General features: G+C 66.5%; 22 protein-coding genes. 16 read left to right on the top strand and 6 right to left on the bottom strand.

Annotation, left to right across the window (positions count from 1 at the left end; translation table 11 throughout):
* The first annotated feature begins 63 nt into the window (after positions 1-63).
* The 3 genes from M1248_RS08930 to M1248_RS08920 are packed head-to-tail and all read left to right on the top strand — an operon-like array spanning position 64 to position 3,596.
* Positions 64-1,113 carry an enoyl-CoA hydratase/isomerase family protein gene (locus M1248_RS08930; protein WP_163730420.1) on the top strand — a complete coding sequence of 350 codons (1,050 nt, stop codon included), beginning with the start codon at positions 64-66 and terminating at the stop codon, positions 1,111-1,113.
* A complete protein-coding gene (locus M1248_RS08925; RefSeq protein ID WP_163730421.1) occupies positions 1,110-1,886 on the top strand; it encodes an enoyl-CoA hydratase in 777 nt (258 codons plus the stop codon). The genes M1248_RS08930 and M1248_RS08925 overlap by 4 nt, the downstream gene beginning before the upstream one ends.
* Positions 1,887-1,895: 9 nt before the next feature.
* Entirely contained in the window at positions 1,896-3,596 is a 1,701-nt protein-coding gene (locus M1248_RS08920) for an alpha/beta hydrolase (protein ID WP_163730422.1), read from the top strand.
* On the opposite strand, the gene M1248_RS08915 is transcribed toward M1248_RS08920, so the two are convergent.
* A complete protein-coding gene (locus tag M1248_RS08915) occupies positions 3,593-3,979 on the bottom strand; it encodes a rhodanese-like domain-containing protein (protein ID WP_163730423.1) in 387 nt (128 codons plus the stop codon). The two genes, M1248_RS08920 and M1248_RS08915, sit on opposite strands and share 4 nt — an antisense overlap.
* Entirely contained in the window at positions 3,976-4,512 is a 537-nt protein-coding gene (locus M1248_RS08910; protein ID WP_317148118.1) for a cysteine dioxygenase family protein, read from the bottom strand. The genes M1248_RS08915 and M1248_RS08910 overlap by 4 nt, the downstream gene beginning before the upstream one ends.
* Before the next feature lie 270 nt (positions 4,513-4,782).
* On the opposite strand from M1248_RS08910, the gene lpqV reads away from it, so the two are divergent.
* Both lpqV and M1248_RS08900 read left to right on the top strand, forming a co-directional pair.
* Positions 4,783-5,229 carry a lipoprotein LpqV gene (gene lpqV, locus M1248_RS08905; RefSeq protein ID WP_163730425.1) on the top strand — a complete coding sequence of 149 codons (447 nt, stop codon included), beginning with the start codon at positions 4,783-4,785 and terminating at the stop codon, positions 5,227-5,229.
* A gap of 15 nt (positions 5,230-5,244) precedes the next feature.
* Positions 5,245-6,195, top strand: a complete 951-nt coding sequence (locus M1248_RS08900; protein WP_317148117.1) for a patatin-like phospholipase family protein — start codon at positions 5,245-5,247, stop codon at positions 6,193-6,195.
* 1 nt (position 6,196) lies between these two features.
* Here the strand turns inward: M1248_RS08900 and M1248_RS08895 are convergent, their stop codons facing one another.
* Positions 6,197-7,048, bottom strand: a complete 852-nt coding sequence (locus M1248_RS08895) for a patatin-like phospholipase family protein (protein WP_232076158.1) — start codon at positions 7,046-7,048, stop codon at positions 6,197-6,199.
* 52 nt (positions 7,049-7,100) lie between these two features.
* Here M1248_RS08895 and M1248_RS08890 point away from each other — a divergent pair, with 52 nt between their 5' ends.
* The 3 genes from M1248_RS08890 to M1248_RS08880 are packed head-to-tail and all read left to right on the top strand — an operon-like array spanning position 7,101 to position 9,620.
* On the top strand, positions 7,101-7,826 hold the full coding sequence (locus M1248_RS08890) for an HAD family acid phosphatase (RefSeq protein ID WP_317148116.1): 726 nt from the start codon (positions 7,101-7,103) through the stop codon (positions 7,824-7,826).
* Positions 7,827-7,833: 7 nt separating this feature from the next.
* The gene (locus M1248_RS08885; RefSeq protein ID WP_317148115.1) at positions 7,834-8,877 is read left to right on the top strand and encodes a zinc-binding dehydrogenase; all 1,044 of its coding nucleotides are present in this window, start codon (positions 7,834-7,836) and stop codon (positions 8,875-8,877) included.
* Positions 8,874-9,620, top strand: coding sequence for an SDR family NAD(P)-dependent oxidoreductase (locus M1248_RS08880; RefSeq protein WP_163730429.1), 747 nt, complete (start codon positions 8,874-8,876; stop codon positions 9,618-9,620). The genes M1248_RS08885 and M1248_RS08880 overlap by 4 nt, the downstream gene beginning before the upstream one ends.
* On the opposite strand, the gene M1248_RS08875 is transcribed toward M1248_RS08880, so the two are convergent.
* Positions 9,617-10,666 carry a dihydrodipicolinate reductase gene (locus M1248_RS08875; protein WP_163730430.1) on the bottom strand — a complete coding sequence of 350 codons (1,050 nt, stop codon included), beginning with the start codon at positions 10,664-10,666 and terminating at the stop codon, positions 9,617-9,619. The genes M1248_RS08880 and M1248_RS08875 overlap by 4 nt on opposite strands.
* A gap of 144 nt (positions 10,667-10,810) precedes the next feature.
* Between M1248_RS08875 and M1248_RS08870 the strand changes: the two genes are divergently transcribed.
* The 5 genes from M1248_RS08870 (at position 10,811) to M1248_RS08850 (ending at position 15,764) form a co-directional block, all read left to right on the top strand.
* Positions 10,811-11,950, top strand: coding sequence for a BTAD domain-containing putative transcriptional regulator (locus tag M1248_RS08870; RefSeq protein ID WP_163730431.1), 1,140 nt, complete (start codon positions 10,811-10,813; stop codon positions 11,948-11,950).
* A gap of 49 nt (positions 11,951-11,999) precedes the next feature.
* Positions 12,000-13,748: a serine/threonine-protein kinase gene (locus M1248_RS08865; protein ID WP_317148114.1), complete on the top strand. Its 1,749-nt coding sequence runs from the start codon at positions 12,000-12,002 to the stop codon at positions 13,746-13,748.
* 118 nt (positions 13,749-13,866) lie between these two features.
* Positions 13,867-14,208: a DUF732 domain-containing protein gene (locus M1248_RS08860; RefSeq protein ID WP_163730433.1), complete on the top strand. Its 342-nt coding sequence runs from the start codon at positions 13,867-13,869 to the stop codon at positions 14,206-14,208.
* A gap of 41 nt (positions 14,209-14,249) precedes the next feature.
* Positions 14,250-15,440, top strand: a complete 1,191-nt coding sequence (locus M1248_RS08855; protein ID WP_317148113.1) for a lipid-transfer protein — start codon at positions 14,250-14,252, stop codon at positions 15,438-15,440.
* Positions 15,441-15,458: 18 nt separating this feature from the next.
* Positions 15,459-15,764, top strand: a complete 306-nt coding sequence (locus tag M1248_RS08850) for a hypothetical protein (protein WP_174262093.1) — start codon at positions 15,459-15,461, stop codon at positions 15,762-15,764.
* A gap of 53 nt (positions 15,765-15,817) precedes the next feature.
* Here the strand turns inward: M1248_RS08850 and M1248_RS08845 are convergent, their stop codons facing one another.
* Both M1248_RS08845 and M1248_RS08840 read right to left on the bottom strand, forming a co-directional pair.
* Entirely contained in the window at positions 15,818-16,114 is a 297-nt protein-coding gene (locus tag M1248_RS08845; RefSeq protein ID WP_083126716.1) for a hypothetical protein, read from the bottom strand.
* Between the two features lie 152 nt (positions 16,115-16,266).
* Positions 16,267-17,652 carry a cation:dicarboxylate symporter family transporter gene (locus tag M1248_RS08840; protein ID WP_317148112.1) on the bottom strand — a complete coding sequence of 462 codons (1,386 nt, stop codon included), beginning with the start codon at positions 17,650-17,652 and terminating at the stop codon, positions 16,267-16,269.
* A gap of 98 nt (positions 17,653-17,750) precedes the next feature.
* Between M1248_RS08840 and M1248_RS08835 the strand changes: the two genes are divergently transcribed.
* From M1248_RS08835 to M1248_RS08825, 3 genes are read left to right on the top strand one after another with little or no spacing between them, the layout of a single operon-like run.
* On the top strand, positions 17,751-18,641 hold the full coding sequence (locus M1248_RS08835) for an alpha/beta hydrolase (protein WP_317148111.1): 891 nt from the start codon (positions 17,751-17,753) through the stop codon (positions 18,639-18,641).
* 20 nt (positions 18,642-18,661) lie between these two features.
* On the top strand, positions 18,662-20,227 hold the full coding sequence (locus M1248_RS08830; RefSeq protein ID WP_317148158.1) for a sensor histidine kinase: 1,566 nt from the start codon (positions 18,662-18,664) through the stop codon (positions 20,225-20,227).
* A complete protein-coding gene (locus M1248_RS08825; RefSeq protein WP_317148110.1) occupies positions 20,224-20,910 on the top strand; it encodes a response regulator in 687 nt (228 codons plus the stop codon). The genes M1248_RS08830 and M1248_RS08825 overlap by 4 nt, the downstream gene beginning before the upstream one ends.
* Positions 20,911-20,917 lie beyond the last annotated feature (7 nt).

Genomic DNA, 20,917 nt, shown 5'->3' with positions numbered 1-20,917 from the left:
GGTCTTCACAGGAAACCCTACCCGGCGAAGCTCCAGGCGGGTTGACGATCTAGATTGCATTCCGTGGACGAAAACGAGGATGTCCTAGTAAAGGTGCGGCAGGGCGTCGGCCTCATCACCCTCAACCGGCCCAAGGCCATCAATTCGCTCACCCATCCGATGGTCAACGCGATCTCACCCGTGCTGACCGATTGGGCAGCCGACGACAATGTCCAGACCGTCGTCATCGACGGTGCAGGTGAACGTGGCCTGTGCGCGGGCGGCGACCTCGTCGCGCTCTATCACAGCGCCCGTGCCGAAGGCCCCGACAAAGGCAAGGTCGCCCGAAGCTTCTGGTACGACGAGTACCGCCTCAACGCCCAGATCGGCCGGTTCCCCAAGCCTTATGTCGCCCTGATGGACGGCATCGTGATGGGCGGTGGTGTCGGCATCGCCGTACACGGCAGCGTCCGCGTCGTCACAGATACCACCAAGATGGCGATGCCCGAGGTCGGTATCGGCTTCATCCCCGATGTCGGCGGCACGCTCATCCTGTCGCGCGCCCCGGGCCTGCTCGGGCTGCACGCCGCCCTCACGGGTGCGACGTTCGGCGCAGGTGACGCGATCGCCATGGGCTTCGCCGACCACTTCGTGCCGCACGATGCGATAGCCGCGTTCAAGGAAGCCGTCATCGTCGACGGCGTCGACGGCGCCCTCACCGCCTACGCGGCCGAGGCGCCCGCGAGTCAGTTTCTGGCGCAACGGGAATGGATCGACCGGTGCTATGCCGAGGCGACCCCGCTCGAGATCGTCGCCGCACTACGCGCCGAAGACACCGACCCCGCCACCGAAGCCGCCGACCTGATCGAAGCCAAATCCCCCACCTCGGTGTCTGTTGCGCTGGAAGCCGTGCGACGAGCCGCCAAGCTCGACACACTGGAAGACGTGCTGCGCCAGGAATACCGGACCACATGCGGGGCGCTGCGCAGTCACGATTTCGAAGAGGGCATCCGCGCTCAGGTCATCGACAAGGACCGCAATCCCAAATGGTCGCCCGCCTCGCTGGCGGCCGTCACCCCCGCCGACGTCGAGTCCTACTTCGCGCCGGCCGATCGCGAACTGGAGTTCTCATGAGCTACGAGACCATTCTGGTCACGCGCGACGACCGCGTCGGCACCATCACGCTGAACCGCCCGAAGGCGCTCAACGCGCTCAACAGCCAGGTGATGAACGAAGTCGTCTCGGCCGCAGCGGAATTCGACAACGATCCGGATATCGGCGCGATCATCGTCACCGGCAGCGGCGAGAAGGCCTTCGCCGCCGGCGCCGACATCAAAGAGATGGCCGAACTGTCGTTCGCCGACGTGTTCTCCTCAGACTTCTTCGCGGCGTGGGGCAAGTTCGCCGCGACGCGGACGCCGACCATCGCCGCGGTCAACGGCTACGCACTGGGCGGCGGTTGCGAGCTCGCGATGATGTGCGATCTGCTGATCGCCGCCGACACCGCGAAATTCGGTCAGCCCGAGATCAAGCTCGGCGTGCTCCCCGGTATGGGCGGCTCGCAGCGTTTGACCCGCGCCATCGGCAAGGCCAAGGCGATGGACCTGATCCTCACCGGGCGCAACATGGACGCCGACGAAGCCGAACGCGCAGGCCTGGTGTCCCGCGTCGTGCCCGCGGACACGCTGCTCGACGAGGCCAACAAGGTCGCCAAGGCCATCGCCGGGATGTCGCTGTCAGCGTCGCGGATGGCCAAGGAGGCCGTCAACCGCGCCTTCGAATCGACGCTGGCCGAGGGACTGCTCTACGAACGCAGGCTCTTCCACTCCGCCTTCGCCACCGACGACCAGACCGAGGGCATGAACGCGTTCACGGAGAAGCGCCCACCGAACTTCCGCCACCGTTAATCTGCGTGGGTGACAGACACCGCTGAGGCTGTTGAGGACGCGCCGCCGCAGGAGGAGTCGCCCCCCAAGCCGGATTGGTGGGTCCGCCGTTACACGTTCTTCGGAACGGCACTCGGGCTTGTCTTCATCTGGTTCTCCTTGACGCCCTCGCTGCTGCCGCGCGGGCCCCTATTCCAAGGCATCGTCAGCGGCGCCGCTGGTGCGATCGGATACGGCCTCGGGGTGTTCGGGGTTTGGCTCGTGCGCTATATGGGATCGAGGGACTCCAGCCCACCGGCGCCGCGGTGGGCCTGGCTGACACTCGTGGGAGTCGGGGTCATATGCCAGATCCTGATGATCTTCTACTTCCACAGGTGGCAGGACGAGGTCCGCGACCTCAACGGCGTACCACGCCTGGAGTTCTGGGACTACCCCTGGTGCGCATTCCTGTCCATCGTGGTGCTCTTCATCTTCGTCGAGATCGGCCAGCTCATCGGCAGGTTGGTGCGCTTCCTGGTCCGCCAGCTGGAACGCGTTGCGCCGCCACGTGTTTCGGCTGTGGTGGTGGTGGTCCTGCTGCTTGCGCTGAGTATCGCGCTGCTCAACGGCGTGGTGGTGCGTTTCGGTATGAGCGCCTTGAACAAGACATTCGCCGCGGCCAACGACGAGACCGATCCCGAGTTCGCGGCGCCGACGTCCCCATTGCGTTCAGGCGGTCCCGGCTCGGCGATGTCATGGGAATCGTTGGGCCACCAGGGGCGGGTGTTCGTCTCGGCAGGACCGACCGTCGACGACCTCACCGAGTTCAACGGCCGGCCCGCCATCGAACCGATCCGCGCCTATGCCGGACTGCATTCGGCGGACGGCATCAAGGCGACGGCGGCGCTGGCCGCCCAGGAGTTGCAGCGCAAGGGCGGGCTCGATCGTGCGGTGGTCGCCGTCGCGACGACGACCGGTACCGGCTGGATCAATGAGGCCGAGGCCTCGGCGCTCGAGTACATGTACAACGGCGACACGGCGATCGTGTCCATGCAGTACTCGTTCCTGCCGAGCTGGCTGTCGTTCCTCGTCGACAAGGAGAACGCCCGACAGGCGGGGCAGGCGCTGTTCGAGGCGGTCGACGCGCTGATCCGCGAGATGCCGGAGGCTCAGCGGCCACGGCTGGTGGTGTTCGGTGAGAGCCTTGGCTCGTTCGGCGGCGAGGCACCGTTCCTGGCGCTGAACAATCTCATCGCCCGCACCGACGGTGCGCTGTTCTCCGGCCCGACGTTCAACAACACCATCTGGACTCAACTCACCCGTGATCGCGACGCGGGCTCGCCGGAGTGGCTGCCCACCTTCGACAGGGGCGAGAACGTCCGCTTCGCCGCGCGCTCGGACAATCTGAACCGGCCGGAAGGGGCCGAGTGGGGCAATCCCCGCGTGGTGTACCTCCAGCACGCGTCGGACCCGATCGCCTGGTGGAATCCGGATCTGTTGTTCGCCGAACCGGATTGGCTCAAAGAACCGCGCGGCTATGACGTGTCGGGGCGCATGCAGTGGATACCGATCGTCACCTTCCTACAGGTTTCCGCGGATATGGCGGTGGCCGTCGACGTGCCCGACGGTCACGGCCACGTCTACGTCAAGGACGTCGCCAACGCCTGGGCGGCGATCCTGGAGCCGCCGGGCTGGACGCCGCAAAAGACGGAGAAGCTGCGCCCGCTACTGTCCAACGACGAAAACGCTTAGACGAGAACGCCTTCGGCCTTCAGCGCGTGGTAGCCACCGATGACGTCGGTGGAGCGGTGCAACCCCAGGTCGAGCAGGGCTGCAGCGGCCAGGCTGGACGTGTAGCCCTCCGAGCACAGCACCACCCATTCGACGTCGTCGTCCACGGCCTGCGCAAGACGGGCGTCACTGGTGGGGTCGCAACGCCATTCGAGCACGTTGCGTTCGACGACCAACGCCGCCGGAACGTCGCCCTCGCGGTCGCGCTGGGCCTGAGGCCGGATGTCGACCAGCACCGCGCCACGGGCCAGCGCCGCGGGCACGTCCTGCGCGCTCATCCTGGTCAGCCTGCTGCGGGCGTCGTCGAGAATGCGGTCGATGCGGCTACCCAACGTCGCTGTCATCCTTCCGGCTCATCCGTGAGTTCGGTGCGCTTGCGGCGCAGCGTATTCCGGTGCGTGACCTCGTAGTACGACATCGCGGTCAACGGTGGCGAGTATGCGTGCACACTCAGCGTCGGCGCCACCCGAGCGGCGGGCGCAACCGGTGCGGCGGTGTGGCGATCGGGCGTCCACACCACGTCGTGAACCCAGCCCAGCGGAAACGCAGCCTGATCCCCCGCGTTCAGCCGCCGGCGCTTGAATACCCGACCGTCCCAGCGAGTTTCCTTCAGCGCGCCGGACACCACGGTCAGCGCTCCGAGCGAGCCGCCGTGGTCATGCAGCTCGGTCGAGCGGTCCGGGACCCAGCTGATCAACCAGACGTCGAGTTCTTCGTCGCCGTGCAGCCGCGTGAACCAGCGGTCGTTCGCCGGCAGGCCGCCGGCTGGCAACAGATCGTCGTAGCGGCCGGACAGCACGTCGTCGGCGTACCGGTCAGTGGCGTACAGCAGATCGGGTGGGCGCAGCCGAGTGGGCAGCGACAAGGTGGAAACCATGAAGACTCCAGCAATGACGAACGGAAAGGGATCGGGGCACGCGCGTCAGGCGCAACAGTCCCCGTCGCACATCAGCAGGTATCCGGTCGTCACAGGGGCAGTCTGGCATGTCAAACCGATCCTGACGGCTGCGCTGAAGCCCTGTGGCGTTAACGCCACGGTCAACAACCTGGTCAGGCGGCCACGTGCACGGCGGCCCGCAAGATTCACGGTGATCCGAAGTAGACGGGTGCCGATCGCGGCGACGCGGCCATTGCATACATTGGCCGTATGCGCAGGCATTTCCGTTGGGCCGCCCACGCGGTGGCACTCGTGGTCGTCGGCACCGCAATAGCCACCGGGTGCTCGTCCGGAGATGACGGTGAACCGGTCACCTCGACGCCGGAGACGACGTCCGCCACGGAACCCTCCGACACGCCCACCGCAGCACCCGGCGATGTCGCGGTCTCCCCCGGCGGCGTCACGACCGCCGTCGGGGCGCCTGCGGACTCCACCGAAGACGAGTACTTCAAGGCGTGCCAGGCGGCGCGCGACTGGATGGGCAAGCAGGGCGGTGACCCCAAGTCGCAACTCGAGCCCTATCTGAAGAGCGTGCAAAGTGCCGACGCCGCTCCCGGACCGGGAACGTTCGGCACGCCGTGGTCTGCGCTCCCACCGGAGCGGCAGGCCGCGGTGATCGTGGCTGCCCAGGCCGCCGCGGACGCCCTGTGCGGATAAGCGCAGAATGACCTCATGGCCGGCAAGCGAGTGGCCCTCGCCCTCGGCAGCGGAGGAGCGCGCGGTTACGCCCACATCGGGGTGATCGACGAGCTGCAAGATCGTGGCTTCGAGATCGTCGGCATCGCGGGGTCGTCGATGGGCGCCCTCGTGGGTGGGCTGCAGGCCGCCGGCAAGCTCGACGATTTCGCCGAATGGGCCAGGGCGCTCACCCAGCGGGCGATCCTGCGCCTACTCGATCCGAAGATCACCGCCGCGGGGGTCCTGCGTGCCGAGAAGATTCTCGACGCGGTCCGCGACATCCTCGGTGAAGTGACGATCGAAGAGCTGCCGATCCCGTACACAGCGGTCAGCACCGATCTGCTGACGGGAAAATCGGTATGGCTGCAACGCGGGCCCGTCGACGCCGCGATCCGGGCGTCGATCGCCATTCCGGGAGTGATCGTGCCGCACGTGCTCGACGGCCGGCTGCTGGCCGACGGCGGCATCCTCGATCCGCTGCCCATGGCGCCGATATCGGCCGTCAACGCCGACCTGACGATTGCGGTGAGCCTGGCCGGCAGCGAGGCGGGCGGCGACGAGCCCGAGGGCGACGGGCCAAGGGCGACTACGGAATGGCTGGGCCGGATGTGGCGGAGCACGACGGCGCTGTTCGACACCGGCCAATCCGAAGAGAGCGAGAACAAGCTCGTCGACACCGCCAAAGAGGCGGGCGCAAGAGAGGTATCGGTGCCACGGCTCGGCAGCTTTGAGGTGATGAACCGGACGATCGACATCGCGCAGGCCGCACTGGCCCGCCACACGTTGGCGGCCTATCCCCCCGACGTGTTGATCGAGGTGCCGCGAACCGCATGCCGCAGCCTGGAATTCCACCGTGCCGCAGAAGTCATCGACATCGGCCGCGCACTCACCGCCGCTGTGCTCGATGGGCTGGAGAAACCCGAAACCGTTTCCGCCGAGGCCTGATTCAGCGGTGCAGGAAGGCCGCGACCTCGGCCGCCACCCGCCTGCCCTGCTCACGTCCCGCCACCGCGGACGGTGCGCGACAGGCCGGATCCAACGGATTGGGACCGAAGGCTGTCAGCGACTCGTCGTCGGCGAACACCGCGAACACCGCGCCGGAGAAGTCGTCGACCTCCTCGACCGCTCCGGTGCCGAACGGTGATGGGGACGTCCGGCCCTGTGGCAGTAGCGCCACCACGACATCGCAGTCGGCGGCGAGTTCGAGATTGACGGTGCTGCCGACCCCGCCGTCCATGAATCGTCTACCGCCGATCGTGACGGGCGGCCAGACGCCAGGCACCGCACAGCTGGCGGCCACAGCGTCGACCAGATTCACCCCGGAGTTGCGATCGAGGGTCACCAATTCACCTGTGGCGGTGTCGATTGCGCTGATACGCAGTGTTTGTTCCGGCCATTCGTGCTCGGGTAACCGGTGTTCGATCACCTGACGCCGGACGATCTCCGGCACGGTCTTCGTCGACAGGGCGACGCTGCCGATCCTCTGCAGCTTCTCCTCTTTGGAGCCGGGTTGCGTCACTGCCGCAAGGAACAGTTCGGTGATCTCCTCGATGCCGACGTCGGGGTTGCGCTCGGTCGTCGACGTCTCCAGTTGCCGCTCGAACAGCGCGTCGAGACCGAGGCCACTGATGAGCTGGGCGGCCACCGTCGACCCCGCTGACGTGCCGACCAACACGTCGCTGTTGAGCAGGGCCTCGGCCGTCTCCGGCGCTTCGTCGGCGATGCCGCGCAGGACGCCCGTCTCCCACGCGATTCCCGCCAGACCGCCACCTGCCAGCACCAGTGCCCGTTTCGTCACGGGAACCGAGTCTGCCAGGCTGCCCAAAAGGTGCGGCGGCTAAGGTCTGGCCATGGTCCGCGGTGTCGTTGTCGCAGCTCTGGCAACACTGGTCCTTGCAGGCAGTCCGTCGGCCGTAGCCCAACCACCCGCACCGCCGGTCCCGATCATCCCGCTGCCCGTCCAACCGGCCAACGTCGGCGACCTCAAACGTGACGCCGTCGCGTACTACGACAGCGGCGCCTACCTGACGAACCTGCAACAGGCCGCGGCACCCGCGGTGGCGTGGATCAACGAGCAGGCCCCGCGCGTCGCGAGGCCCGCAATCGTCCTCGATATCGACGAAACCTCGTTGTCCAACTGGGAAGTCATCAAGGCCAATGACTTTGGCCGCGTCTACAACGGTCCATGTGACGACCTGCCGCACGGACCGTGCGGATTGCAGGCGTTCGGCCGACTCGCACAGTCGACGGTGATCCCGCCGACGATGGATGTGTTCACCACCGCCAAGCTGCGCGGCGCCGCAGTCTTCTTCATCACCGGCAGGCAGGAGTCGTGGCGCGCGGCAACCGAACAGAATCTGCAGGCGGTCGGCTACACCGGCTATGAACGGTTGATCATGGAACCGGCGGGCTCACTCTATGTTTCCGCCGCCGACTTCAAGGCCCCACAGCGAGCACAGATCGAGGCACAGGGCTACACGATCATCGCCAACGTCGGAGATCAGCCGTCGGACCTGGCCGGCGGGCACGCACAGCAGACATATCTACTGCCCAACCCTTTCTACCGCATCCCCTAGGAGTGACATGGCCGACACGATGAGGGCGCAACGCTTCTACGCTGACACCAAAACGTTTGCGGTAGAAGATGTTCCGATACCCGAGCCCGGACCGGGAGAGGTGTTGGTCAAGGTCGCGTTCTGCGGCATCTGCCATTCCGACCTGAGTCTGATCAACGGCACGTTCCCGGCCATGCGCCCGGTGGTCACCCAGGGCCACGAGGCGTCGGGGACCATCGCCAAGTTGGGCCCGGACGTCACCGGGTGGGCCGAAGGCGACCGGGTGGTCGTGGCCGCGGGCAGGCCGTGCACCCAATGCGCGAACTGCCGCCGCGGCAACGTCACGAACTGCCTGGCCATCCAGCTGATGGCGTTCGCCTACGACGGGGCGTGGGCCGAGTACACCGTCGCGCAGGCCGCCGGCCTGACCCGGGTGCCCGACAACGTCCCGCTCGAGCAGGCCGCGATCCTGGCCGATGCGGTGTCGACGCCGTTCGGCGCCGTCGTGCGCACCGGCAAGGTCGGCATCGGCGAATCGGTCGGCGTATGGGGTGTCGGCGGGGTCGGAACCCACATCGTGCAGCTGGCCCGGCTGGTCGGTGCCGCGCCGGTGATCGCCGTCGACGTCAAGCCGGCGGTGCTCGAGCGCGCCGTCGAACTCGGTGCGGACCATGCGTTCGACGCCCGCGACGAACGACTCTCGGAGAAGATCGCCGAGCCCACCGGCGGGCGCAAGCTCGACGTCGCGTTCGACGCGGTGGGCCTCGCGTCGACGTTCGAGCAGGCGCTCGACAGCCTGACGGTCGGCGGCCGTCTCGTCGCGGTTGGAATGAGCGCCGAGCCCGCCTGCGTTGGAAGCACCAGCATGTTCGCACTCACGCAGAAGCAGGTCCTCGGCCACCTCGGCTACCAGAACGTCGACATCGAAACGCTGGCCACGCTGGTTTCCCGTGGCCGACTGGACATCTCGCGCTCGATCAGCGACGTCGTCTCCCTCGAGGACATCGCGGTCGGCATCGAAAGGCTGCACAGCCAGGAAGGCAACCCGATCCGCATTCTGGTCCAGCCGTGACGGGTGACCTGCGGGGCCGGGTCGCGCTGCTGACCGGCGCGTCGGGCGGTATCGGCAAGGCGATCGCGCGACGACTCGCCGACGAGGGCGCTGACCTGTGCCTGTCCTACGGGCAGCACGCCGACGATGCCGAAGAGGTCGCGGCCTATGCGCGAGACCAGGGGCGGCGGGTCACCGTCCTCGCCGCCGATCTATCCGATCCGGAGGCACCGGCCGCCCTCGTCGCGCATGCGGTCCACGAACTGGGCCCGGTCGACCTGCTCGTCCCCAATGCGGGCACGGCCGACATCAAGGGGTGGCAGAAGATCGATCTGGCGTCGTGGAACGCGACGATTGCGGTCAACCTGACCGCTCCGTGGTTGTTGGCGCAACAGGTTCTGCCCGCGATGATCGAGCGGAAGTACGGACGCATCCTGTTCATCTCATCGGTCGCCGCCCTCACCGGCGGCGTGGTCGGGGCCCACTACGCCGCGAGCAAGGCAGGACTGCACGGCCTGATGCACCACCTCGCACCGCGCGTCGCGGCCGACGGAGTGACGGTCAACAGCCTGGCCCCCGCGCTGGTGGGCGAGACGAAGATGTTTCCAGCAGACCTGGAGACCGGCACTCCCCCGATCCCGATCCCCGTCGGACGCATAGGCCGGCCCGACGAGGTGGCCGACATGGCAATCGCCATGCTGCGCAACGGTTATCTGACCAACAAGGTCGTCACGCTCGACGGCGGCATTCTGCCGCGCGACTAGCTCAGCCGGGGCGCCGCCTTGCCGCTGATGAGTGGCAGATCGAGATAGGTGGCGATGCCCGGTTCGGCGGCGCACACCGCGGGCACCGAGTTCACGCAGTGCGCGGCGGTGCCGACGATCCCGTACTCCGGACCCTCGCCGCCCACCGCCGACTGAAATCCCTTCACCGTGATCGAAATATCGGGATTACCGCGAACCTCCATCTCGTAACGCTGTCCTTCCGGGCCGAATGTCCATGGCGGATCGAGCTTTTCTTCGCCCATGAGCCAGTTCACGGTGACGCGGACGACGACCTCGTCGCCGACAAGCGCCTCCCAGTGGAACTTTCGGCCGGCGACCTGGCCGGGCTCGATCACGCCGATCGGCGATTCGATAGGTGCTGTGGCGACGGCGATCTCCTGCGACGAACGCACTTTCGGGTCGGCGTTGAAGCCCGCCTTGTCGACGATCATCCGCACCGCCTGGATGAAGCCGCCGTCGAGCAGCTTCTGCATGGGTCCGCTCAGGGCCTTGTCGGGCACCTCTCCGAACCCCATCACATGGCGGACGACATCGGGTGCTTCGTAGGTGCGCAAGTCGGAATACTCCTCGGCGCGAACAAAAGTCACACCCGTGGAGAACGCCGAGAACAGCAGCGGGAACTTCTCGCTGATACCGCCGGGCGCCATGCCGGTGCCGTGCAGCGTCGAGTTGCCCTCGATCGCGGCGTCGCGAAGGGCCGCCGACTGCCGCTCGCTCGGATACACCCAGCCGACCGGAGTGACCACGTTCTTCCCCGACCGCAGCAGCGCGGCGACCTCATCGGGATTGGGCAGCAGCGGCGAATAGATGACGGCGTCGGCGTCGAGCGCCAGGATCTCGTCGACGTTGTTGGTCGCGGTGACGCCAAGTGGCTCTTCGCCGATGAGTTCGCCGACGTCCTTGCCCGCTTTGTCGGCCGAGTGCACCCAGCAGCCGACGAGCTCGAGCTCGGGATGCTCCAGCACGCCCTTGATGGCGGCGACTCCGACGCCGCCCGTCGCCCACTGCACGACCTTCAGCGCCATACCGCCTCCTCGCAACTAGAACACGTTCTACTTAGGTCTACACGACGGAGACTTCGTGCGCGGCGATCTGCGCGAGTACGGCGCGGGGCCCCCGATTTCGCGTCATGAGTGCGTGTCGCGCCGGTTCGCGATAGAACTTCGGTGATGGGTTCGGTCAAGATCGGCTTTGGCGTCCTGGGGCCACTCCAGATGACGGTCAACGCTGCGCCGGTGACGCTGGGCACGCCGAAGCTGCGTGCCGTGCTCGCGATGCTCGTCATGAATCGGAACCGCCCGGTGTCCACCGATTCCCTGATCACCGCCGCATGGGAAGAGGGACCGCCGGCGGAGGCCAGGGCCAGCCTGCACTCCTACATCTCGAATTTGCGCAAGCTGGTCAGCACCGCGGGCGCGGACCCGAAGCAGGTGTTGGTCAACGCGCCGCCGGGCTATCGGCTGAACGCCGCCGACGCGGACTGCGACATCGGCCGATTCGTGGTCGAGAAGGCGGCCGGAGTGCACGCCGCGGCGGCCGGCCGTTTCGAGGAAGCCAGCAGGCACCTGACCGATGCCCTGGCCGAATGGCGCGGACCGGTCCTCGACGACCTGCGCACCTTTCAGTTCGTCGATGTGTTCGCGACCGCGCTCACCGAGGACAAGGTCGAGGCGCACACCGCGCGGGCTGGAGCCGAAATCGCTTGCGGGCGTGCCTATGCCGTCATCTCCGAGCTGGAGAGCCTCACGGTCGAGTATCCGTACCGCGAGCCGCTGTGGGCGCAGCTGATCACCGCCTTCTATGCGGCCGAACGCCAGTCCGAGGCGCTGGACGCCTACCAGCGGCTGAAGACCACCCTGGCCGAAGACCTGGGCATCGACCCCGGGCCGACGGTGCGTGCGCTGCACGAGAAGATCCTCCGGCAGGAGCCGCTGGACGTGAAGCAGGCCGCGAAGACGACAGCCGTGCACCAGGTCAACGACATCGACATGCGGACGGCGGTCAATGCGACGGCGGCGCTGGCGACCTTGCGCTCGGCGGCTGGGCGCGCGTATCGCCTGACGGCGACGGCGACCCGGATCGGGCGGCTATCGGACAACGACATCGTGCTCGACGACAACAATGTCAGCCGCCACCATGCGGTGATCATCGACACCGGAACCAGCTTCGTGATCACCGATATGCGCTCGGCAAACGGCATCGACGTGCGGGGAGAGCGAATCCGGGGCACCGCGACCCTGGGCGACGGCGACACGATCCGCATCTGCGATCACGAGTTCACGTTCGAGATCGAGCCGCGCCCGGCCTAGCGAGGAATTAGGGTGTCTTTGCCAGCAATTCATATCTGAGGAGAAACCGATGAGCGATTCCGAGCAGGGGTCTCGCGTTGGTTCCCAGATCGGCCCATACAAGTTGCGCCGTCTGCTGGGCAAGGGCGGCATGGGCGAGGTCTACGAAGCCGAGGACACGGTCAAGGACCGCATCGTCGCGCTGAAACTGTTGCCCGAGTCGGCGTCGACGGATCCGGTGTTCCGTAAGCGGCTGCAGCGCGAGGCGCACGCCGCCGGTCGGCTGCAGGAGCCGCACGTCGTACCGATTCACGACTACGGCGAGGTCGACGGATTCCTGTTCGTCGACATGCGCATGATCGACGGCACCGACTTGCGCAAGGTGCTGAAGGGCTACGGACCCATGACGCCGGCGCGGTCGGTGGCGATCGTGCGCCAGATCGCATCGGCGCTCGACGCCGCCCACGAAGCGGGGATCACCCACCGCGACGTGAAGCCCGAGAACATCATCCTCAACCGTGAGGACTTCGCATACCTGGTCGATTTCGGCATCGCCAACGCCGTGACCGACGAGAAGCTCACCCAGTTGGGTACCGCGGTCGGCACCTACGCGTATATGGCACCGGAGCGCTTCACCAGCGACGACGTCACCTACCGCGCCGACGTGTACGCGCTCGCGTGCGTGCTGCACGAATGCCTGACCGGGGCGCAACCGTATTCCGGCGACAGCGTGGGCACCATCATCACCGCGCACCTGATGAACCCGACGCCGCGCCCAAGCGTGCAGCGCCCGGGGATTCCGCCGAAGTTCGATGAGGTGATCGGCCGCGGGATGGCGAAGAAACCCGAGGATCGCTACGCCAGCGCCGGTGACCTGGCGGCGGCGGCGACCGATGCGCTCACCCACCGGGAGCAGGATCAGGCCGCCACGATTCTGCAGCGCAGCGAGGCCGCGACCCGGCCGGTGCCGCCGCCACCTCCGCCGTCCCAACCGCGGATGTACTCGTCGCAACCACCACATCAGCCGCCGCCCTACTCGACGCAGCCCCCGCCGCCGCAGTCCGGCCCGCAGCCCGCGGCGTTCCACTCCGGTCCCCCACCGACGGGCGGGCCGCCGAGCGGACCGATGTGGGCGACGTCCCCGCCGCCACCGTCCGGTCCGCTTCACCAGACGCCTGGCGCACAGCAGCCACCGTCGGGCGGCTCAAAGGTTCCGTGGATTCCGATTGCGGCCGCAGGCGCGGTGTTGGTGCTGATCCTCGGCGCAGTGGGCATCTACCTCGGCACGCGACCCGACGACGACAAGCCGATCCCCACCGACGACACCACAACGGCCACGGCCCAGACCTCCGAGCGGACCAGGACGTCGCGGACACCGACGCCGACGCCGGATCCGAACTCGTTCGAGTCGAAGCTCATGTCGGTCTTGCCGCGCGGCTACGACGCGGGCGTGTGCGAGCCGGTGAGCCCGCCTGCGACGGGCGCACTGGCCACGGTGGACTGCGGAAAGGCCTCCCCGCAGGGTGGCCCCGAGAACGCTCGGTATTCGTTGTTCGCCGACCAGGCGGCGCTCGACAGGGCGTTCGACGACTCGGTCGCGGCGAATTCGGAACTGATGCCGTGCCCGAACAGCAACGCCGATTCACCGACGACATGGCATTTCACCGAAACGCCGGACAAGGTCGAGGGTCGGATCGCCTGCGGCATCTTCAACGGCAACCAGGACATCACCTGGACCTTCAACACCAACCTTCTGATCGGTGATGCGCAGGGCCCCAACATGGCCGATCTGCACGACTGGTGGCTGAAGTTCGCCTGACGCGCTGATTCGCAGGTTCTCCGCGCTCCAAGAATCTGGCAAGAATCCGTCAAGGCGGCTGTCCGACTCTGATGTCGACCCGGAAACAACCGGAACGACACCGACATCAGGAGTCCTCATGTTCACTCGCAACGGAGTCACCAAGTTCGCAGGCACCGCGTTCGTCGCGGGTGCGTTGGGGCTGGCCGCATTCGCCTCCGCAGGCACCGCGGCAGCGTTGAGTTCGGCCGACGACAACTTCCTGGCCGATATCACCGCCGAGGGCATCGCCTACGACAGCACGCGGGGCGCAATCTCTGCCGGACACGATGTCTGCGTCGCGCTCGACGACGGCGCCGACCCCGTCGACCTCGGCATGGAGATCATGGGCGCGACCGACCTGACCACCGATCAGGTCGCGACCTTCGTCGTCTCCGCCGTTGACAACTTCTGCCCCGAGCACAGCGCCCTCTTCGCCTAGTCGGGCTAGACAGTTTCCCCGTCGTATGTTTCTGTCGTCGCATGCCAAACAAAGTTTTCGTCGTCGGCGTCGGAATGACGAAGTTCGAAAAGCCAGGTCGTCGCGAAGGCTGGGACTATCCGGACATGGCCCGAGAATCCGGTACCAAGGCGCTCGAAGACGCCGGCATCGACTTCACCGAGGTGCAGCAGGGCTTCGTCGGCTACTGCTCGGGCGACTCGACGTCAGGCAACCGGGCGCTCTACGAGCTCGGCATGACGGGCATCCCGATCGTCAACGTGAACAACAACTGTTCGACGGGTTCCACCGCGTTGTTCCTTGCCGCACAGACGATTCGCGGCGGTCTCGCCGACTGCACCATCGCGCTGGGCTTCGAGAAGATGCAGCCCGGGTCGTTGCAGGGCGGTGCCGAGGATCGCGAGTCACCGCTCGGCCGTCACATCAAGGCGCTGGCCGAGATCGACGAGTTCGCGTTCCCGGTCGCGCCGTGGATGTTCGCCGCCGCGGGCCGTGAGCACATGCGCCAGTACGGCACCACCGCAGAGCATTTCGCAAAGATCGGCTACAAGAACCACAAGCACTCGGTCAACAATCCGTATGCGCAGTTCCAGGAGGAATACACCCTCGACGACATCCTGGCCGCGAAGATGATCTCCGATCCGGTGACCAAGCTGCAGTGCTCGCCGACCTCCGACGGCTCGGGTGCGGCGATCCTCGCCAGCGAGGCGTTCGTCGACAAGCACGGGCTGGCTTCGCAAGCCGTGGAGATCGTTGGCCAGGCCATGACCACCGACTTCGACTCCACATTCGATGGCAGCGCCCGCAACGTCATCGGCTACGACATGAATGTCCAAGCCGCACGGCAGGTTTACGACCAGTCCGGCCTCGGCGCTGAAGACTTCCAGGTGATCGAGCTGCACGACTGCTTCTCGGCCAACGAGCTGCTGCTGTATGAGGCACTGGGACTGTGCGGTGAGGGCGAGGCGCCCAAGCTGATCGACAACAACGACACCACCTACGGCGGGCGCTGGGTCGTCAACCCGTCGGGCGGCCTGATCTCCAAGGGGCATCCGCTCGGTGCCACGGGTCTGGCGCAGTGCGCCGAGCTCACCTGGCAGCTGCGAGGTACCGCCGACAGGCGCCAGGTGGACAACGTCACCGCCGCTCTGCAACACAACATCGGCCTGGGCGGCGCAGCCGTTGTGACCGCATACCAGCGCGCCGAGCGCTGAATGGGGGATACTTGGCGGGTGCGGACAACATTGATCCTCGCTGCCGGTGTCCTCGGTGTGTGCGCGCTGGCGTCAGCCGGCATCGCGTCGGCCGACGAGGGTAAATCAGCGCAGGAGACGATCCAGGACCTGCAGGACAAGGGTTACAACGTGACGATCGACAAGATCGGCACGGCACCGCTGTCGGATTGCGTGGTCACGAGCGTCCGCAATCCGCAGCAGTTCACCCAGTTGGTGCCGCTCCTCGGCGGCAACACCGACGGCGTGCTGTTCCCGCAGGTGATCAGCCAGCCGATCTCGGTGTCGCTGGACTGCTCGCGCTGATCGACGGCAAATGGAAACCCGGCCGGATCCCGGCCGGGTTTCGCATAGGGGCGTCAGCGCCGCGAGCAATCGGCGGTGACGGTGATGTTGCGTTCGGCGACCACCTCGATCAGGTCATCGCCCCGGCGCACCAATTCGGTTCGATTCCTTGCATTTCGGATGTCGGTCACGACGCACTGGTTCAGCGGTGCGCTGCCGATCCGGTTGATCTTCACGTCGAATCCCTGCGCCTCGAGATTCGCAATCGTGAGCTGAGCCGACTCCTGAGCCGACGAGATGGCTGCGGGCGCAAGGATGATTCCGCACGCCGCCGCGGCAATTCCGGTCATTATCAATAGTGTTGAGCGCATGTTTGCGTCTCCCTTCGTCGTTGTGTAGGCCCGGTGGCCTTCACGCGGTACGACGGGACACCCGCGAATGAGGTTCAAAGCAATCTCGAAAAAGTTTCAGCGACAGAGAAAGACCCGGCCGCGGGGACTCGGCCGGGTCTTTCGGTCAGCTATCAGGCGGGGGCGGGAACGCGTTCCTCGCGGGTGGACTCGCGGGTGGAATGGTCATCGTCGACCATCGTCAACTCGTCGAACGGATCCTCGCCGCGCAGGACCGAATTCACCCGGTCCTTGTCGATGGTCTTGGTCCACGAGCCGACGAGAACCGTCGCGACGGCGTTGCCGGAGAAGTTGGTCACCGCGCGGGCCTCGGACATGAACCGGTCGATGCCGACGATCAGACCGACGCCGTCGAGCAGGTCGGGACGGTGGCTCTGCAGGCCGCCTGCGAGGGTGGCCAGGCCGGCACCGGTGACACCGGCGGCGCCCTTGGACGCGACGATCATGAACACCAGCAGCCCGATCTGTTCGGGCAGCGACAGCGGGTCGCCGAGCGCACCCGCGATGAACAGCGACGCCATCGTCAGGTAGATCGCGGTGCCGTCCAGGTTGAACGAGTAGCCGGTGGGTACGACGACGCCGACGGTGCTGCGGTCGACGCCCAGGTGCTCCATCTTGGCGATGAGGCGCGGCAATGCGGACTCCGACGATGAGGTCGACACGATCAGCAGGTATTCACGTGCCAGGTAGCGCACCAGCTTGAAGATCGACACCCCGGAGACGACTCGCAGGATGGTGCCCAGCACACCGAAGACGAACACCAGGCAGGTCACGTAGAAGCCGAGCATCAGGCCGAGCAGTTGGGTCACCGCAGTCCACCCGGTCTGGCCGACGACGTTGGCGATCGCGCCGAACGCGCCGATAGGCGCGAGCCACAGGATCATCACGAGGACCTTGAACACCAGCTTCTGCAGGGATTCGATGCCGCGCAGGATCGGCTCACCCGTCGTACCCATGGCCTGCAGCGCGAACCCGACGAGCAATGCGACGAACAGCGCCTGCAGGACGCTGCCCGCGGTCAGCGACGAGAACAGCGTCTCCGGGATGATGCCCTTGACGAAGTCCATGAGACCGCCTGCCTCGTGGGCCGTTTCGGCGAGTTCGGCGCCCTTGCCCGAGGCACCTTCGGTGAGGTGCATGCCCGTGCCGGGATGCAGCAGATTGCCGACCACGAGGCCGATGGCGAGTGCGAAGGTGGACATGACGAGGAAGTAGATGAACGCCAGACCGCCGACCTTGCCGACGGTCGCGGCCTTGCGCACCGAGCCGATACCCAGCACGATCGTGCAGAAGATGACCGGCGCGATCATCATTTTGATGAGATCGACGAACATGGTCCCCAAGACGCCGACGCTCTTGCCTACGCCTGGCGCCAGGATGCCGACGGCGACACCGGCGAACACCGCGACGATGACGGCGATGTACAACCAGTGGGTGCGATCGCGGCGTGGTTTGTCCGGCGGTTCGGCTGCCGATGACGGACGCTCAAGGATGGCCATTGCTACCTCCAAGTCGGTGAATGTGATCTGCAGTCAGACTCGAGGACGACGTGAGACAGGTCACGCTTTAGTTCATTTAGTTCGGTATGTTCACGAACGTGGCCGTCGAAACCGCTGCTCACGTCACGACCGCAGACGGTCGTCGGCTCTCATATCTCGAAGTCGGCGACCCCGCTGGACCACTCGTCATCCATAACCACGGCGGCCCCAGCAGTCGGCTCGAGGTCCTGATGCTCGCGGAGTCGGCAACCAAGAGCCGCATCCGGTTGGTGGGTGTCGATCGGCCTGGCCAGGGTCAGTCCAGCCCCCAGAAGACCCGCACCTACTCCGGGTGGGCCGACGACATCGTCACCGTTGCCGACGCGTTGGGATACCGGGAATTCGGCGTGACAGGCTGGTCGGAGGGCGGCCCATGGGCACTCGCCGCGGCCGCCTACATCGACCCCGACCGGCTACTGCACGTCAGCAGTATCGCGCCCGGGAGCTATGGTGCGTTCGGCGACAACTCAGCGGCGCAATACCTTTCGAAGATCGATGCGCTCGGCGGAACACTCGCCCTGCGCTTCACGCCCGGCTTCCGGTTGATGTACGCCGCACTCGGCTTGACCGCCAAGCGCTTCCCGCCCTCATTCGTCAAACAGGTCCGCGGCACGCTCAACGACTACGACCAGCAGCTCCTCCTCCGTCCCGACATCGGCAAGGCGTTCGGCGAAACCTGCGCGGAATGCTTCGCGCACGGCTCTGACGGACTTGTCCGCGACGCCGAACTGCTCTACCGCCGTTGGGCTTTCGATGTCGCCGCGATCGAACGGCCCGTTCACATATGGCAGGGGCTCGACGACAAGCTCGTTCCCGATCCCATCAACAGGGCGGTCGCCGATGCGATGCCGGGTTCGGTGTGGCATCCCGTCGACGGCGCCGGGCACTTCATCGCCGTGGGTGAGAGCGACGCCATACTCGCGGTTGCGGCAGAGGAACTCCGCGCTTGACCCGCGCGCGATCCCGCCCGATCGGCCGCTCGCGGCCCCGCCCGATCGACCGCTCGCGGTCGTGGTCACTGGCGTCTCAGGCGATCGCATTGCAAATCATCGTGGTCGCGGTGGTGGTACTCGCAGGGAGCGCGCTGGCGGTGCTCGACGCCCGCAATGACGCGGACGAAGCCGCGCGCCAGCAGGTCCTCGGTATCGCCACCTCCCTCGCCGACTCCCCGTCGACGGCGGCTGCCATCGAATCCGGAAGGGCCACTGAGATTCTTCAGCCCGTCACCGAAGCCGTCCGCAGGCACACCGACATCGCATTCATCACGATCATGTCGCCAAATCGGATCAGGTTCACCCACACCGACCCGACCCAGATCGGCGGCGAGTACATCGGCACCATCGAACCCGCGCTGCGCGGCGAAACGCTCAGCGAGGTCTACACCGGCACATTAGGTCCCTCGATTCGCGCCGTCGCACCCGTGCGCAACCAAGCGGGCGAGATCGTCGGCCTGGTGTCGGCGGGGATCCTACAGACGAGCCTGGCCGATCGCTGGCGCTCGACGTGGCCGACCATCGCGGCGGTGAGCATTGCCGCACTGGCTATTTCGCTGGCAGGAGTCTGGTTCATCCGGCAACGGTTGTTGCGGCAGACCCACGGCCTGCGACCTGACGAACTGCGGTTGATGTACGAGCACCACGACGCGATCCTGCATTCGGTCTCGGAGGGGCTGATCGTGATGGATCGCAGCGGTGTCTTGCTGGTCAACGACGAGGCGCGCCGCCTCCTCGCGCTTCCACCCGGACCGGTCGACCGCACCGAGCTGCCGGAGTTTCTGCGAACGTACAACCCGGGAGCCCGCGACGAGGTGCACGTCACCGACGACCGCGTCCTCGTGGTGAACCGCTCCCCCGTCGACGAGGCGCACACCTCGGAGGTCGTCACGATCCGCGACCGCACCGAATTGCAGGGCGCACTGGGCGAACTCGGCTCGCTGAAGGTACTCACCGACAGCCTCCGGTCCCAAGCGCACGAAGCCGCCAACAAGCTGCACACCATCGTCACGATGGTCGAGATGGGCCGGCCCGAAGACGCGGTACGTTTCGCCACCGAGGAGCTCGCGCTCTCCCAACAGCTCGTCGACAGATTGTCCAGTGCCGTCGGCGAACCCGCGCTGGTGGCCCTGCTCCTGGGCAAGGCCGCACAGGCCGACGAGCGCGGTATCGAGCTGACGATCACCGAAGACACTCACCTGCCGTCGAATTCGGACGACGTACCGTTGACCGGCCAGGAGATGGTCACCGTCGTCGGCAACCTCATCGACAACGCGATGGACGCCTGCGACCGAGACGATCCGTGGGTGGAAGTCACCGTGCTCATGGCGGATGACACGCTCACGCTGCGCGTCGCCGACAGCGGACCGGGAATGGATCCGGCCACCTTCGAAAAGGCCATGCAGCGCGGATATTCCACGAAGGGTGACTCAGACCATCAAGGCCTTGGCCTGGCGTTGGTCAGTCAGATCGTCAAACGCCACAACGGCACGCTGAGTACCGACATCACCTATGGGTCGGTCGTGACGGTGACGGTGTCATGATCCGCGTGCTGATCGTCGAGGACGAACCGCTGATCGCCGAGGCTCACCAGACGTACCTCGGCCGACTCGAGGGGTTCTCGGTGGCCGGTGTCGCGCACACCGCCCGCGATGCGATGCGCATGGCGTCGGATGCGTCGGCCACCCACTCACCGATCGACCTGGTGTTGTTGGACCTCGGCCTGCCCGACGCGAGCGGGATCGCCCTGGCATCGGGATTGTCCGGGCTGCGGCCGATACCCGACATCATCGCGATCACCTCGGAGCGCGACCTGGAGATGGTTCGCGCGGCGGTCGGCCAGGGCGCTCTGGCGTACCTGTTGAAGCCGTTCACGTTCGCAGCGTTTCGTGACCGGCTGGATCGCTACTGCCGCTACCGCGAGGCCCTGCCCGCTGGTACCGATGCCGCCAGCCAGGCCGAGGTCGACCGCGCCCTCGCCGAACTACGGGTGAGCGATCGAGCTGTGTCGCCGAAGGGCGCCGCTCCTGGGACCAACGACGACATCGCCCGTGCCGTAAGGGATTCCGCCGACGGCATCACCGCGGACGCAGTGGCCAAGCAGGTCGGTGTGTCGCGGGTGACCGCCTGGCGCTACCTCGAAAGGTTGGCGGACGAGGGCACCGTCACCCGGCAGACCGATTACGGAAAGGCCGGCCGCCCCAAGACCCGCTACCAGTGGCGCTGACCGCGCC

This window comes from Mycobacterium sp. 29Ha, from assembly GCF_032883055.1.
GTDB classification, from domain to species: domain Bacteria; phylum Actinomycetota; class Actinomycetes; order Mycobacteriales; family Mycobacteriaceae; genus Mycobacterium; species Mycobacterium gallinarum.
This window is presented reverse-complemented; position numbering and strand designations above follow the sequence as displayed.

Excerpts from the sequence above, each read along its gene's own strand:
- M1248_RS08865 (WP_317148114.1), top strand. The coding sequence starts at position 12,000 with ATGAGCGATTCCGAGCAGGGGTCTCGCGTTGGTTCCCAGATCGGCCCA.
- M1248_RS08840 (WP_317148112.1), bottom strand. The coding sequence starts at position 17,652 with ATGGCCATCCTTGAGCGTCCGTCATCGGCAGCCGAACCGCCGGACAAA.
- M1248_RS08910 (WP_317148118.1), bottom strand. The coding sequence starts at position 4,512 with ATGGTTTCCACCTTGTCGCTGCCCACTCGGCTGCGCCCACCCGATCTG.
- M1248_RS08860 (WP_163730433.1), top strand. The coding sequence starts at position 13,867 with ATGTTCACTCGCAACGGAGTCACCAAGTTCGCAGGCACCGCGTTCGTC.
- M1248_RS08855 (WP_317148113.1), top strand. The coding sequence starts at position 14,250 with ATGCCAAACAAAGTTTTCGTCGTCGGCGTCGGAATGACGAAGTTCGAA.
- M1248_RS08900 (WP_317148117.1), top strand. The coding sequence starts at position 5,245 with ATGGCCGGCAAGCGAGTGGCCCTCGCCCTCGGCAGCGGAGGAGCGCGC.
- M1248_RS08845 (WP_083126716.1), bottom strand. The coding sequence starts at position 16,114 with ATGCGCTCAACACTATTGATAATGACCGGAATTGCCGCGGCGGCGTGC.
- lpqV (WP_163730425.1), top strand. The coding sequence starts at position 4,783 with ATGCGCAGGCATTTCCGTTGGGCCGCCCACGCGGTGGCACTCGTGGTC.
- M1248_RS08890 (WP_317148116.1), top strand. The coding sequence starts at position 7,101 with ATGGTCCGCGGTGTCGTTGTCGCAGCTCTGGCAACACTGGTCCTTGCA.
- M1248_RS08885 (WP_317148115.1), top strand. The coding sequence starts at position 7,834 with ATGGCCGACACGATGAGGGCGCAACGCTTCTACGCTGACACCAAAACG.
- M1248_RS08870 (WP_163730431.1), top strand. The coding sequence starts at position 10,811 with ATGGGTTCGGTCAAGATCGGCTTTGGCGTCCTGGGGCCACTCCAGATG.
- M1248_RS08825 (WP_317148110.1), top strand. The coding sequence starts at position 20,224 with ATGATCCGCGTGCTGATCGTCGAGGACGAACCGCTGATCGCCGAGGCT.
- M1248_RS08915 (WP_163730423.1), bottom strand. The coding sequence starts at position 3,979 with ATGACAGCGACGTTGGGTAGCCGCATCGACCGCATTCTCGACGACGCC.
- M1248_RS08925 (WP_163730421.1), top strand. The coding sequence starts at position 1,110 with ATGAGCTACGAGACCATTCTGGTCACGCGCGACGACCGCGTCGGCACC.
- M1248_RS08875 (WP_163730430.1), bottom strand. The coding sequence starts at position 10,666 with ATGGCGCTGAAGGTCGTGCAGTGGGCGACGGGCGGCGTCGGAGTCGCC.